At 41.2% G+C, this 12,903-nt stretch carries 13 protein-coding genes; 7 read left to right on the forward strand and 6 right to left on the reverse strand.

Annotation, left to right across the window (positions count from 1 at the left end; genetic code table 11):
• Nucleotides 1-439: 439 nt before the first annotated feature.
• Complete coding sequence (locus AXW61_RS00020; protein ID WP_062031129.1) at nt 440-1,009, reverse strand: peptidylprolyl isomerase; 570 nt, start codon at nt 1,007-1,009, stop codon at nt 440-442.
• Nucleotides 1,010-1,105: 96 nt separating this feature from the next.
• Here AXW61_RS00020 and AXW61_RS00025 point away from each other — a divergent pair, with 96 nt between their 5' ends.
• Nucleotides 1,106-1,774 carry an acetoacetate decarboxylase family protein gene (locus AXW61_RS00025; RefSeq protein WP_062031132.1) on the forward strand — a complete coding sequence of 223 codons (669 nt, stop codon included), beginning with the start codon at nt 1,106-1,108 and terminating at the stop codon, nt 1,772-1,774.
• A 49-nt stretch (nt 1,775-1,823) separates the two neighbouring features.
• On the opposite strand, the gene AXW61_RS00030 is transcribed toward AXW61_RS00025, so the two are convergent.
• On the reverse strand, nt 1,824-2,897 hold the full coding sequence (locus AXW61_RS00030; RefSeq protein ID WP_062031135.1) for an alpha/beta hydrolase: 1,074 nt from the start codon (nt 2,895-2,897) through the stop codon (nt 1,824-1,826).
• Between the two features lie 199 nt (nt 2,898-3,096).
• On the opposite strand from AXW61_RS00030, the gene AXW61_RS00035 reads away from it, so the two are divergent.
• Nucleotides 3,097-3,645, forward strand: a complete 549-nt coding sequence (locus tag AXW61_RS00035) for a hypothetical protein (protein ID WP_062031138.1) — start codon at nt 3,097-3,099, stop codon at nt 3,643-3,645.
• A gap of 135 nt (nt 3,646-3,780) precedes the next feature.
• Here the strand turns inward: AXW61_RS00035 and AXW61_RS00040 are convergent, their stop codons facing one another.
• Nucleotides 3,781-4,008, reverse strand: a complete 228-nt coding sequence (locus AXW61_RS00040) for a hypothetical protein (RefSeq protein WP_004697397.1) — start codon at nt 4,006-4,008, stop codon at nt 3,781-3,783.
• Between the two features lie 923 nt (nt 4,009-4,931).
• Between AXW61_RS00040 and grpE the strand changes: the two genes are divergently transcribed.
• From grpE to AXW61_RS00065, 5 genes are all read left to right on the forward strand, one after another.
• Entirely contained in the window at nt 4,932-5,480 is a 549-nt protein-coding gene (gene grpE / locus AXW61_RS00045) for a nucleotide exchange factor GrpE (protein WP_004977697.1), read from the forward strand.
• Between the two features lie 119 nt (nt 5,481-5,599).
• Nucleotides 5,600-7,540: a molecular chaperone DnaK gene (gene dnaK, locus AXW61_RS00050; RefSeq protein WP_062031141.1), complete on the forward strand. Its 1,941-nt coding sequence runs from the start codon at nt 5,600-5,602 to the stop codon at nt 7,538-7,540.
• A gap of 114 nt (nt 7,541-7,654) precedes the next feature.
• On the forward strand, nt 7,655-8,479 hold the full coding sequence (blaOXA, locus tag AXW61_RS00055; protein ID WP_062031144.1) for an OXA-211 family carbapenem-hydrolyzing class D beta-lactamase: 825 nt from the start codon (nt 7,655-7,657) through the stop codon (nt 8,477-8,479).
• 83 nt (nt 8,480-8,562) lie between these two features.
• On the forward strand, nt 8,563-9,474 hold the full coding sequence (locus AXW61_RS00060; RefSeq protein ID WP_062031146.1) for a matrixin family metalloprotease: 912 nt from the start codon (nt 8,563-8,565) through the stop codon (nt 9,472-9,474).
• 114 nt (nt 9,475-9,588) lie between these two features.
• Nucleotides 9,589-9,963, forward strand: coding sequence for a hypothetical protein (locus AXW61_RS00065; protein ID WP_005401765.1), 375 nt, complete (start codon nt 9,589-9,591; stop codon nt 9,961-9,963).
• 60 nt (nt 9,964-10,023) lie between these two features.
• On the opposite strand, the gene erpA is transcribed toward AXW61_RS00065, so the two are convergent.
• From erpA to AXW61_RS00080, 3 genes are all read right to left on the reverse strand, one after another.
• Nucleotides 10,024-10,359: an iron-sulfur cluster insertion protein ErpA gene (gene erpA / locus AXW61_RS00070; protein ID WP_004697409.1), complete on the reverse strand. Its 336-nt coding sequence runs from the start codon at nt 10,357-10,359 to the stop codon at nt 10,024-10,026.
• Nucleotides 10,360-10,477: 118 nt separating this feature from the next.
• On the reverse strand, nt 10,478-11,491 hold the full coding sequence (locus AXW61_RS00075) for a putative solute-binding protein (protein ID WP_004697411.1): 1,014 nt from the start codon (nt 11,489-11,491) through the stop codon (nt 10,478-10,480).
• Between the two features lie 218 nt (nt 11,492-11,709).
• Nucleotides 11,710-12,720, reverse strand: a complete 1,011-nt coding sequence (locus tag AXW61_RS00080; protein ID WP_058951454.1) for a putative solute-binding protein — start codon at nt 12,718-12,720, stop codon at nt 11,710-11,712.
• Nucleotides 12,721-12,903 lie beyond the last annotated feature (183 nt).

The raw sequence follows: 12,903 nt of genomic DNA on the forward strand, positions 1-12,903 counted from the left end.
AACTCTTCAGTTAAAATCATTAGTAGCTTATGGCTACAAATCTTGGCTCATCAATTTTCTGACAAATATTTCTCAAATAAACTTCGAGTAATTTCTACCATCAATCAATGAAATATTTTCGATCGATCAATCAGTAAAAATCCACACAAGTTGTTCTTCATAATCTCTTAATGATCTTTCTAACACCTCGTCAGTGCTAGAAGCTGGACTCAATATACTCAACAACTCAACACTTCGTGCTTCGTTCGTTTCCGTCTATCTCGTCGGTATGGGGTGCATTCTAGAGGATTTCTAAAGCTTTGCAAGTGCTTTTAACTGGTTGTTTTATCGGGTGTTGTATTTTTATGCACTAAAAAGGTTCAAAAACAAACAACCATGAACTTAACTCAATAATTTTAAAGCAGAAATATAAATTTAATATATCTGCTTTCTTTTTTCATTACTTTTGCACTGCTGCTGCTTTAATATTCACACTGAGAATTTTAATAGGTTGTTTTGGTACATCTTGATGTGGCCCTGCACGTCCTGTCGGTACTTTAGTAATCTTATCCACCACATCCATACCTTTAGTGACCTGACCAAAAACCGCATAACCTGCGTTATTGGTACTTCTATCTAGAAAGATATTATCCACCACATTAATAAAGAACTGACTGGTTGCAGAATGCGGTAGGTTGGTTCGTGCCATCGCCAAAGTGCCACGTTTATTCGATAGACCATTATTTGATTCATTTTGAATGGCTGGTCGTGTTGGTTTTTCTACCAGGTCAGCAGTCATACCCCCACCTTGCACCATAAAACCCGGAATGACGCGATGAAAGATCGTGCCGTTATAAAACTTAGCTTTCGTATAGTCTTCAAAGTTTTTTGCTGAGATTGGTGCTTTATCATTAAACAGTTCAATTTCGATGTTGCCCATTGATGTTTTCATTTCAACAATCGTGTTATTTGACATGACCGCCATACTCATACATGTAGCCGCCACTGCAACTAAACTCTTCTTTAACATTTCGTTACTCACAGCATTCAGATGTTATTAGATTTCGGTATATTAATCGTTCAGTATAAATAAAACACTACTTCTTCTAAGAAAACGAGAATAACGATGAATGAAGCTTTAGCCCTGTCTCAATTGAGTCAATTTCCACCTTGGCATTTACAAGGTGAAGCCTTTATTTTGAATTATTGGATCAGTCCGCAATTTATCCGACAATATAAAGCGTTTCGTATCGCCCCGTCCCCAATTGGTCGTGTGGTTCAAGTCATGTTGGTTTGTTATCATCAATCCCCTGTTGGACCTTATGATGAACTACTTTTACTCGACCACCCTTTACTGAGCAAACGGCGTTTAAGTTCAATTCCTAAAATTTATGTGTCTACACAGATTTCAGTTGAACATGGTCAACAACTTTGGGGAATTCCGAAAGAGTTCGCTCAGTTTGATTGGCATACGCAGAATGAAACAACACAATGTCAACTCAGCACTCAAAACCAAACCTTGTGTTTAACACTCACCCAATGTAAAAAAGCACGTCCGTTTTATATTAATAGTCATCACATTCCACGTTCTATGCTCAAAATACAGCAAGCGTGGCAAGGTCAACGTTATGAGTTTTCTCCACAGTTTCGCGCAAAGCTAATGAAACTGAAAAAATTTGAATGGCAAAACCATACCACCCTCTTCCCAGACTTTGGCCAAGCCAAGGCTCTACAAAGTTTTTATGTCCCGAGTTTTCAGCTCGTTTTTCCAGAAGCCAAAATCCGCTCTAAATAAAAAAAGAATGTTCCACGTGAAACACTCTTTTTTTAATTCATACTTTTTTTTATTTGGCATTCTTATCCCAAAATTTTCTAAAATTCTTTGCCATTTCTATGGTGATTTTTTTTGCCCGACGAGAAATGATGGTGAGGTTCACAAACCCATGGGGTTGATCTAGATAATTCTGATAATAAACCTTATTGCCCTGCTGCTTTAATTTGATGGCATAAATTTCACCTTCATCATGCAATAAATCATGACCTGCGGTGATGACAAAAGTGGGTGCGACACTTTTTAATACACCATAAGTCGGCGAAACAATAGGATTATCTAAAGCTACCTGATGTTGTTCAGCATACAACGAGGTCACTCTATCGACATCTTGTCCAGTTAAAGTCAGTCCTTCTTTATAAGCAAAGAACGATGGATGGCGACTTTTGAAATCGACCACAGGGTAAATTAACAGTTGTGCACTTGGTGCATAAGCTTTTGCCGCAGTTCTCTGTGCCACCACGGCACTGATATTACCACCTGCACTATCGCCTGCCACCGCAATTCGGTTTTTCAAAATTTTGAACTGACGACGGTTTTGATACACCCAAGCCAAAGCATCTTCACAGGATTGAATCAATACATTCGGGCCAACTTCTGGCGCCAAAGGATAATCAATACTGAGCACTTGCACTTTGGCATGGATCGCCAGTAAGCGACAGACTTCATCATGACTGTCGAGACTGCCGACCACAAAGCCGCCGCCATGATAAAACACCAGCATCGGAAGTTTCTTATTCGGTGCAGGATGATAATGCCGTGCAAACACAGTTCCACTTTGTAAAGGTAGACGTAAATCTTCCACTTGTTTTACCGCGCTGGGTTTGGCGGTCAACATTTGAATTTGATGATCAAACAATTTACGCGAACGGTGGTAGTCTTCAAAAATAAAGCCTGATTTGCCTTGCTTATATTGAGCTGCCATTAAGCATTTGATAAAGGGGTCCAGTTGTTCAAACTGGTAAGGATAACCCAGCGCTTTAACCAAGCCTTCTTGTACTACTGTCGGTAAGCGATCAATTACTCGTGCCGCACTGCCTTGGCCTTGTTCCATCCATTGTTGTAAAGTTTGATTCAACACGCCCATATCAATAATATCCTTTTATCGTTCTTCATATTCTCTACATGATCAGCACTTATGTGACCATTCTCTTATATAAGTCTTCACATCAAGATACATAGCAATACGCCCTATACGCTAATCTTCTTTTAAGAGCTTGTCATTGACAATTTTTATGCCGATTTAGGAGTGTTTTGCTACTCCGTTTTTATGAAGGAGACCTGCCATGACTAAAAAAATAATATTCCTCTCACTCATCAGCACCTTGTTTGTTGGTTGTGTGGCTTTTCCTGAGGATGGCTATTATGACGGACGCTATGACCACCGCTATGATTATGACGATCGACGCTACGACCAGCATGATCGCTATGAACGTGAACGAGACCGCCAACGTTGGGAATACCAACAACGACAAAACCGCATTGAACGTGAACGTCGCGAGGCAGACCGAAACCGCCAAAGACATGCTGAATGGGAACGCCAAAACCGCGAACAAGAACGGCAACGTATTGAAGCTGAGCGCAAACGGATCGCCAATCAACGTCATCAAGACTGGCAACAGAAAAAGCGTGATCAAGAGCGATTAAACCAAGAACGTAAACGTTATGATGCTGAGCGTCAGCAACGACAAAATGCCGAACGCCAACGTCGTGAGCAAGAGCGTCAACGAACTGAAGATCGACGCAAACAATCCAATAACGATCGTAAGCAACGTCCCGATGATCAACGCCACAATCAAAACAGAGGTTGGGATAACTCACGTCAAGAGCGATAAAATCGTCATCACACATCAGACTGATGAAATAAGACGGCTGAACAGCTTGAGTTATTTACTCCCTAAAAAAGACCTTCACGGCATCCTGTGAAGGTCTTTAACAAAGCGAATGTAAGAGAAGTTCTCTTTTAAGCTTTATTGTTGTGTTGTCGCAGGTGTAGATTGGATCGGTTCAATCTGAGCCGCAGGATCTGCTTGAACCTCGACTCCAGCACTTCCCTCAACGGTTGCTGTTGCATCTGGTGCAGTAGTCACTTGAGCGGACTCAGGCGCTGTACTGGTTTCATTTGAGCTACAGCCCACAATCGCAAATGCTGAACCTAAAAGCGCTAGAGACAATAATGCAGTTTTCTTATTTAACATTCTTCCATTTCCTTTTACGTCATACAAAAATAGCAAAGCCAAACTTTGCCCTGCCTATCTTTGTCAAATCCGAAAACTTTTACACACGTGCTGAGTTGTAGTTTTTGCAGACTCGAGTACAACTTGTGCAATTTTTTATTAATTGGGCACAAATATCACCTTAGCGCTACATCTCCACAGCAGCTCAAGTTAATGTGCTGATTCTTCATTATTTCTCTCTTCGGTGAGCAGCATAAATAGGAACTCTATGCTTAGCCCATCAACTCTTCAGCATTGCAGAACTCCTGTATGCTGATACACGATTAAATAATGTTATTTTTAAATTTGAAGCAAAAAAAGCTTAACCCAAGGTGGATTAAGCTCGAAAAAGCATACAAAAATAAAGAAACCACAGCCTTAAAAATCGAATTTTGAGCGCAAAGCTCGAAGCATCCTGACAGCATTATACCTTTGCACTGAATAAAGTACTTTTGGGAGACGTACTATTCAAAAACCTAAATCTCTAAATTAGGAGGGTTTCCCCAAGCTATCCAAATAGGTCGCAGTCACCCTACTTTGCTCTCTCCACAAAGTATGATCACCGCTCATAAATTCATTATGTAGACAATTGAAAAATTAGTAAAACAGATAAATTTAATTAAAATAATTCAATGTAACGATTAGCCTTTTTCAACATAAAAAAACTAAAACCAAATTGGAAATGGACCTTCGGACAGAATAAGCACCAAGAAAGCCTGATTTCAGCAATTTTTTACCAAAAAAACATGAATTAATCACTGAAGCCGCTTGAATTTTTGGCTGTTGCCCCGACCTTTTGTAGTAATCCTGAATTCAATAACGCATGGCAGTTCAGATTAACCCAGTTAACACTGATGCCTGAAGGACTGTACATGTTTAAGAACCCATTTAAACGGAGTAAATCAATGGCGACTGAGCACAATCAAGAAGCTCAAGATCTAGGGCAAGAGCAAGCGGATTCACAAACAGCGCAAACTCAAGCTGAAACGGAGCAAGCTGAAGTTTCAGTTGAGGATTTACAAGCTCAAATTACCAATCTTGAAGAAAGCTTAAAGCTTGAAAAAGCACGCACTGCAAATGCTGTATACGAAGCACAAAAAAGTGTAGAGCGTATTCAACGTGAATCAGATAAGCATAAAGACACCGTTCTCGAAAAATTCGCAAAAGAGTTACTTGACTCAGTGGATAATTTAGAACGTGCCCTTAGCGCATCGGGTGAAGAAAAAACACCAATGTTTGAAGGTGTGGAACTGACGTTGAAATCGTTACTGACTGCACTGGAAAAATTTGGTGTGGTCGCAGTTGATACAGCAAGTGGTTTCAATGCGGATTTGCATCAAGCAGTCGGGATTGATCCAAATGCAAAAGCCAACGAGATCGGAACGGTATTGCAAAAAGGTTATACCTTAAATGGTCGTTTGCTCCGTCCAGCAATGGTCATGGTTGGTGCATAAGCCCTATAAATTCGAGAGTTTGTAAAATTTTTTCGTGATTATCACTTGAAAAAAATTGAACGGCTCTCATATCGAATAACAAGCAAAAACATTGCAAAAATTTTTGAGGAATCATCCAAATGGCTAAAATCATTGGTATTGACTTAGGTACAACAAACTCTTGTGTCGCTGTACTTGAAGGCGACAAAGTTAAAGTGATCGACAACGCTGAAGGTGCACGTACAACACCATCGATTATTGCGTATAAAGATGGCGAAATCTTGGTGGGTCAGTCTGCAAAACGTCAAGCAGTGACTAACCCTAAAAACACATTATTCGCGATCAAACGTTTGATCGGTCGTAAGTATCAAGACCAAGCGGTTCAAAAGGACATCGGTCTTGTCCCTTACAAAATCATCAAAGCAGACAATGGTGATGCTTGGGTTGATGTAAACGACAAGAAACTTGCACCACAACAAATCTCTGCTGAAATCTTGAAAAAGATGAAGAAAACTGCAGAAGATTACTTAGGTGAAACAGTAACTGAAGCTGTGATTACGGTTCCTGCTTACTTTAACGATGCACAGCGTCAAGCAACTAAAGATGCGGGTAAAATCGCAGGTTTAGAAGTTAAACGTATCATCAACGAACCAACGGCTGCGGCACTTGCGTTCGGTATGGACAAAAAAGAAGGCGACCGTAAAATCGCAGTTTATGACTTAGGTGGTGGTACTTTTGACGTATCTATCATTGAAATCGCTGACTTAGATGGCGACCAACAAATTGAAGTATTGTCGACTAACGGTGATACCTTCCTTGGCGGTGAAGACTTCGATAATGCTTTAATCGAGTTCTTGGTTGAAGAGTTCAAGAAAGAACAAAACTTCAACTTGAAACAAGATCCACTTGCATTACAACGTTTGAAAGAAGCAGCTGAGAAAGCAAAAATTGAGCTTTCTTCGTCAAATGCAACTGAAATTAACCTTCCGTACATCACGGCTGATGCGACTGGTCCTAAACACTTAGTGATCAACGTAACACGTGCAAAACTTGAAGGTTTAGTGGCTGATTTGGTTGAACGTACAATCGAACCTTGCCGTATTGCACTTAAAGATGCAGGTCTTTCAACGTCTGAGATTTCTGATGTGATCTTGGTGGGTGGTCAGTCTCGTATGCCTCTTGTACAACAAAAAGTACAAGAGTTCTTCGGTCGTGAACCACGTAAAGACGTGAACCCTGACGAAGCGGTAGCAATGGGTGCTGCGATTCAAGGTGCGGTATTGTCTGGTGACAAAACTGACGTACTTCTTCTTGACGTTACTCCGTTGACACTTGGTATCGAAACCATGGGTGGCGTGTTAACAGCAATTATTGAGAAAAACACCACGATTCCTGCGAAGAAATCTCAAGTGTTCTCAACTGCTGCGGACAACCAACCTGCTGTAGACATTTCTGTGTTCCAAGGTGAACGTAAAATGGCACAGCAAAACAAATTGTTGGGTAACTTCCAATTGGGCGACATTCCACCTGCGCCACGTGGTGTGCCACAAATTGAAGTATCGTTCGACATTAACGCTGACGGTATCTTAAAAGTATCGGCTAAAGATAAGAGCACGGGTAAAGAGCAATCAATCCAGATTAAAGCAAACTCCGGTTTGTCTGATGCTGAAATCGAAGCAATGATCAAAGATGCTGAAGCGAATGCTGAAGAAGACCGTAAGTTTGAAGAACTTGCGAAAGCACGTAACGAAGCGGATGCATTGGTATCTTCTGCTCAAAAAGCAGTGAAAGATCTAGGCGAACAAGTAACTGCTGACGAAAAAACTGCTGTTGAAACTGCAGTCGCTGAGCTTGAAACTTCGACTAAAGAAAATGATGTAGAAGACATCAAAGCGAAAACTGAAGCACTTCAAAACATCATCATGCCGATCACGCAACGCGCTTATGAAGCTGCGCAAGGTCAAGGCGGTGCTGAAGGTTTCGACCCGAATGCATTTGGCGGTGACGCTGGTCAACAACAGAAAGCGGACGATGGCGTTGTAGATGCTGAGTTCACTGAAGTAAAAGATGACAAAAAATAATTTGTCTCTTTAATAAAAAACCGCGCGAAAGCGCGGTTTTTTATTACCTAAATATTGTTGTTTCACATTCCACTTTTACATTAGGCTGATAAAAAATTTAGATCTTAGCCTTCAATGAAAACTTTACAATTTGGACTCATCGCCCTCATTACAACCTTCGGTTCTGCATGTACCACAATAAGCCCCTCAGTAGAAACAGCTAAAAATCACCAGCAACAAAGCGCGCAGCAGCAGATCCAACAAGCCTTCAATCAACTCCAAACCACTGGGGTGATTGTCATTAAGGATAAGCACGGTTTACACAGCTACGGCAATGACTTGAGCCGTGCTCAGACACCCTATGTACCTGCCTCTACCTTTAAAATGTTAAATGCCTTAATCGGACTAGAACATGGTAAAGCAACCAGCACCGAGGTATTTAAATGGGATGGTCAAAAGCGTAGTTTTCCTACTTGGGAAAAAGACATGACTTTAGGGCAAGCCATGCAAGCATCTGCCGTTCCCGTTTATCAGGAGCTTGCACGGCGCATTGGTCTAGACCTAATGCAAAAAGAAGTGCAGCGCATTGGATATGGCAATCAACAGATTGGCACCGTTGTCGATAATTTTTGGTTAGTCGGTCCACTGCAAATTACGCCTGTTCAAGAAATCCTTTTTGTAGAGAAGCTGGCCAATACACAACTCGCTTTTAAACCCGATGTACAACATGCAGTACAAGACATGCTGCTGATTGAACAAAAACCGAATTATAAACTCTACGCCAAATCTGGTTGGGGCATGGACCTAGAACCGCAAGTGGGCTGGTGGACAGGCTGGGTCGAAACAGCAACAGGTGAAAAAGTGTATTTTGCTTTGAATATGCATATGAAAACAGGGATTTCAGCCAGCGAGCGTGAGCAACTGGTCAAACAAAGTCTGACAGCACTGGGAATAATTTAAGCCCACAGAGAAGACGCATTTTTTATGTTGTAAAGGTATTATTTACGCTAAAGTAGCTAAAAATAAAGATATATGAATGAAATATGCGTCAAAGTCTCTTGTTTGCTTTGCTGGGCTTTTTAGGATTGATTCTGTATCAAAATATGCAACAGCCTCAGCTGCGCCTCAATCCACTGCTGGATCGGCTCACTCATCCATTCGATCAGCGTATTCGCTATCGTATTGCGGAAGTCGATCCACGTTTTGCTCTTAGTGAACATGAGTTAAAGCAGATTAGCCAGCAAGCCACGGACATTTGGAAACAGGGTTTGGGCCAAGACTACTTTGTCTATGACCCCAATGCTCGGCTCAGTATTCGACTCATTTATGACCAACGTCAAGATAAGTCGGTACAACGCCGCGATCAACTGTCTAAACTGACACAAAATGAACAAGGGCTGAGTCAAAAAAATACTGAACTCAAAGCCATGCAACAAAATCTGGCACGTCACTCAGGGGCTTTAGATGTGCAAAAACAGAGTCTACAGGAACTTAGCCAAAAGTATAATGCCATGATCCGTCAGTATAACCAGCACGGCGGAGTCCCTGCTTCGCAGCAGGCGGCTGTACAACAGAGTTTGGCGCAGCTGCGCCAACAGCAACACGTTTTAGACCAACAAATTGCCAGCTTTAACCTGCAAGTGAATGCCTACAATCAAAAGGTAGATGAACTGAACCGCTTAGATCAAGGCCATAATCGGGCCATCGACCAGTTCAACCAACGCTTCCAACCCCGTCTATTTGATAAAGGACTGTTCAATGGGCGTGAAATTCATATTTATGAGTTTAAGTCCAAAGAAGACTTACGTCTGACTTTAGCGCATGAATTTGGCCATGCCCTCGGAATGAAACATCATAATGATCCGAAAGCCCTGATGTACCCAATGCTAGAAGAGCAAGATATGCAGCATTTCCGTTTACAAAGTGCCGATATTGCATTGTTTAATGCCCGTTGAAATGATGAATTACTAAAAAAATCCCCTAATTTTAATATGTGTATGAAATACAATCACAGCACATCTTGACTCGGGTTCGTGTTATTGTAAATAATTGAATATCCACTAGAAGCTTTGGAGACGAATGTGAGTTACTACCATATCTTAATCGAAGTAAATGACCACATCAGTACGATTGAAGAAACTCGTGATATCGAAATCTTTGATATTGTTGAGATTCAACCTTATCTCCATTCTATTCTATTGCCCTATTTTAACGAGCAGCTGTTAGAACTTGAAGATGAAAATTTAGAGTTTAAGGATGTTTTACATCTGGAAGTGAAACAGACGCTTTTACCAATCAATGACTTGATTGAAGAAGAACAGAAACTGTTACCGAGTGACACCGATGTCACCATTACTGCCTATGAAGTTTTTAATAACCGTGACTTAAGCCAAGATGTCACCACGATTATTTTTGACTTACTGGATGCGATTAAACTCGATTGAAAGCGAATGATTGCACATAAAAAAGCCCTCATCATGAGGGCTTTTTTAATCAGATCAGGTTTAGATCGAGAAAGATGAACCACAACCACAGGTCGTCGTTGCATTTGGGTTTTGCACGATGAAACGTGAACCTTCCAAACCTTCAATATAATCCACCACTGAACCGACCAAATATTGATAACTCAATGAGTCAACCAACATTTTCACATCACCATTGATAAATTCTGCGTCGTCTTCATTTTGGTTTTCAGCAAAGTTAAAACCATAAGAAAAACCTGAACAACCACCGCCCGTGACATACACACGGAGCATTAAATCTTGATTCCCTTCACTGTCACGTAATTGACGTACTTTATTTGCGGCATTGTCGCTTAGTTCAAGTGCTTGGGCATTCATCTTAGATTCCTCAGTTCGGTTCAGCTGTCTTTCAAATCAAAAAGACCATATTTCGAGTATAGCATACTCAATATATGGTCCCTATTTGAATATTTAAAGTCAAATCAGACTAATTTCCTCAAGATTGTTTGTAATTTTCATCCTGTAGTCCACATTCAAAGTTTTTCGCCGCTTGCTTACAACGGAATTGCCATAACAGTTTCATCATTCGCTTATCGTAAATACCGCGGTTGGTGAGATCAATTCGTGCTTCCCGCATCATCTTTTGATAACCCGGTTGATCTGCAGCTGGCACCTGCATCCAATATTTTTGCGGAATTTCAGCTTTCATTTTACCCAAGATACCGAATGCACGCGGTAGCTGGCCTTTGACCCATTCCCGTGATTTTTGTCCATAACCTGCAGGGAATTTATCTGGTCGAATAATGATATTACCTGTGACCTGTAAAATCGGATAATTCACAATTGCCCCTTTCGTTCCCAAGCCTTTATGTAACTCTAAGGGCTTAAAAACCGCAGCAGGCGCACCAATAATGTCGACTTGACCATTATTGAACTTTGCACCAAAGTTAGTGACATCGGCACTCACAGCTTGCGCACCAATTTGTTGAACCATGACTTTTTGCGCTTGATCATAGTCTAAAACCGCAATTTTCTTGCCTGCGGCTTTCGCTACAGTATTGATGCTACGGTCATTCACCAATAAAAAGGCGTCCCCCACAGGAATCACACCTGCCACTTCATACTTACCATTGACCATATGTTTAGCAAAAGTTGGGCTGGCCAAGCCTTGCATCACTTTAACCGCTAAATTGAGATCGGGAATCGCACCAATCGCGTCAAGTGAACCTGTAAACGAATTAAATTGACGCCCGCGCATGCCCGTAACACTAATGGCATCGCATTTTCCTGCTTTAAAATCCTCAGCAATCACGGCTTCGTTTTGTCCGACCCGCAGTTCAATATCCGCGCCCCAGTTTTTAGCCGCCAACTGATAATCTTTCATCAAGCTATATACATCACCATTTTTACCGACTAAGTCGAATACACAAACCATTTGTTTGGCCTGTGCCATCGCTGTTGCAGAAATGACTAATGTCCCGACACTGAGGCTTTTCATCCACTGTTTCATATATCTTCCTTTTGACTTATTGTTGTTTGTTGTGATGAGCCATTCACTTGTGCTCTTTGTTATTTTTAATGCCCCGACTGACACTTCAATTGGTTCAAAACCACTCATTTCTTACGCGCTATACAAATTAGCTGCGTCAAATCCATTTAAATTGGTCGATTAAAAGCAAAAAAGAAAGCCCAATTTAAACTGAGCTTTCTTTGATTACACTCGGCAAATTACTCACCGCCCAGTGAGCATTCAAAGTTGGCTTTATCCACCGAGCAACGGGCTTTTTTCAAGACCGACATCATTGCTGGATCATAAATGCCTCGTTTGGTCATATCCATCCGACCATCGCGCAGCATTTTTTGATATTTGGTTTTGTCTTCTGCTGTGAGGTTCATTTTGTATTTTGCAGGAATGCCTGCTTCTAAACGACCAATCATTGCGATGCTTTTCGGTAGGTTTTTCACAAACCAATCTCGCGATTTTTGTCCAAAGCCTGCGGGAAATTGATCTGGGCGAATCACAAAGTCAGCTGTCACTTGTAGTACAGGGAAGTTAAACATTGCGCCGTTCGTGCCTAAACCTTTATAAATTTCTAAAGGTTTATAAGCATAAGCCGGTGCCCCGACCATATCAACTTGACCATTATTAAACTTCGCCACAAAGTTAGACACATCGGAAATCACCGCTTGCGCACCGACGCGTTGCACCATGATTTTTTGGGCATCGTCATAGCCCAAGACTGCAAACTTTTTACCCGCCGCTTTTTCAATGGAATTAATACTTTTATCTCGTACAAAAATAAAAGCTGAACCTAAAGGTGCAATCCCTGCCACTTCATATTTTTTACCCCCAAGATTGGTCACCATTTTGGTCGCATTACGCTGATCCAATGCAAAAGTAATCGCACGTTGTGCAATAGCATTGCTTGGAGCGCCGCCCAATGCATCAATAGAACCGACAAATTTATTGTACTGGCGTGCACGCATAGCGGTCATAAACACGCCATCACACTTACCTGCTTTAAAGTCATTGTCAGCAACGGCTTCATCTTGACGAGGGATCAAATTAATTTCAGCTCCCCAGCCCTTTGCCGCCAAAGCCCATTCTTGCGCCATTTGATACGACTCACCAGATTTGCCAAGCAAGTCAAATACACAGATGTCCACTTTAGCCGCTTGTGCTGTCGACGCTACACCCAAAGCAGAAAAAGCAGCGAGTGCGAGGGTTAATTTTTTCATTCTTGTGTCCTTGTTCGTTTTGTTGTTTGACAGGTGTCCATACACATGCAAAATATTAAGCAAGTTAAAATTAAAAAAATAGAGCATTTACTCAAAAATTACTGTCAATTGGGCAAATTTTTTCTTTTCTCTCATTTTTATTTTCACAGGATTATTAAAAGCATTTTAAATTCATCATATTAA

Origin of the sequence: Acinetobacter sp. BMW17, assembly GCF_001592855.1 — a bacterium.
GTDB classification, from domain to species: Bacteria; Pseudomonadota; Gammaproteobacteria; order Pseudomonadales; family Moraxellaceae; genus Acinetobacter; species Acinetobacter johnsonii.

Excerpts from the sequence above, each read along its gene's own strand:
- AXW61_RS00020 (WP_062031129.1), bottom strand. The coding sequence starts at position 1,009 with ATGTTAAAGAAGAGTTTAGTTGCAGTGGCGGCTACATGTATGAGTATG.
- AXW61_RS00025 (WP_062031132.1), top strand. The coding sequence starts at position 1,106 with ATGAATGAAGCTTTAGCCCTGTCTCAATTGAGTCAATTTCCACCTTGG.
- AXW61_RS00030 (WP_062031135.1), bottom strand. The coding sequence starts at position 2,897 with ATGGGCGTGTTGAATCAAACTTTACAACAATGGATGGAACAAGGCCAA.
- AXW61_RS00035 (WP_062031138.1), top strand. The coding sequence starts at position 3,097 with ATGACTAAAAAAATAATATTCCTCTCACTCATCAGCACCTTGTTTGTT.
- AXW61_RS00040 (WP_004697397.1), bottom strand. The coding sequence starts at position 4,008 with ATGTTAAATAAGAAAACTGCATTATTGTCTCTAGCGCTTTTAGGTTCA.
- grpE (WP_004977697.1), top strand. The coding sequence starts at position 4,932 with ATGGCGACTGAGCACAATCAAGAAGCTCAAGATCTAGGGCAAGAGCAA.
- dnaK (WP_062031141.1), top strand. The coding sequence starts at position 5,600 with ATGGCTAAAATCATTGGTATTGACTTAGGTACAACAAACTCTTGTGTC.
- blaOXA (WP_062031144.1), top strand. The coding sequence starts at position 7,655 with ATGAAAACTTTACAATTTGGACTCATCGCCCTCATTACAACCTTCGGT.
- AXW61_RS00060 (WP_062031146.1), top strand. The coding sequence starts at position 8,563 with ATGCGTCAAAGTCTCTTGTTTGCTTTGCTGGGCTTTTTAGGATTGATT.
- erpA (WP_004697409.1), bottom strand. The coding sequence starts at position 10,359 with ATGAATGCCCAAGCACTTGAACTAAGCGACAATGCCGCAAATAAAGTA.
- AXW61_RS00075 (WP_004697411.1), bottom strand. The coding sequence starts at position 11,491 with ATGAAACAGTGGATGAAAAGCCTCAGTGTCGGGACATTAGTCATTTCT.
- AXW61_RS00080 (WP_058951454.1), bottom strand. The coding sequence starts at position 12,720 with ATGAAAAAATTAACCCTCGCACTCGCTGCTTTTTCTGCTTTGGGTGTA.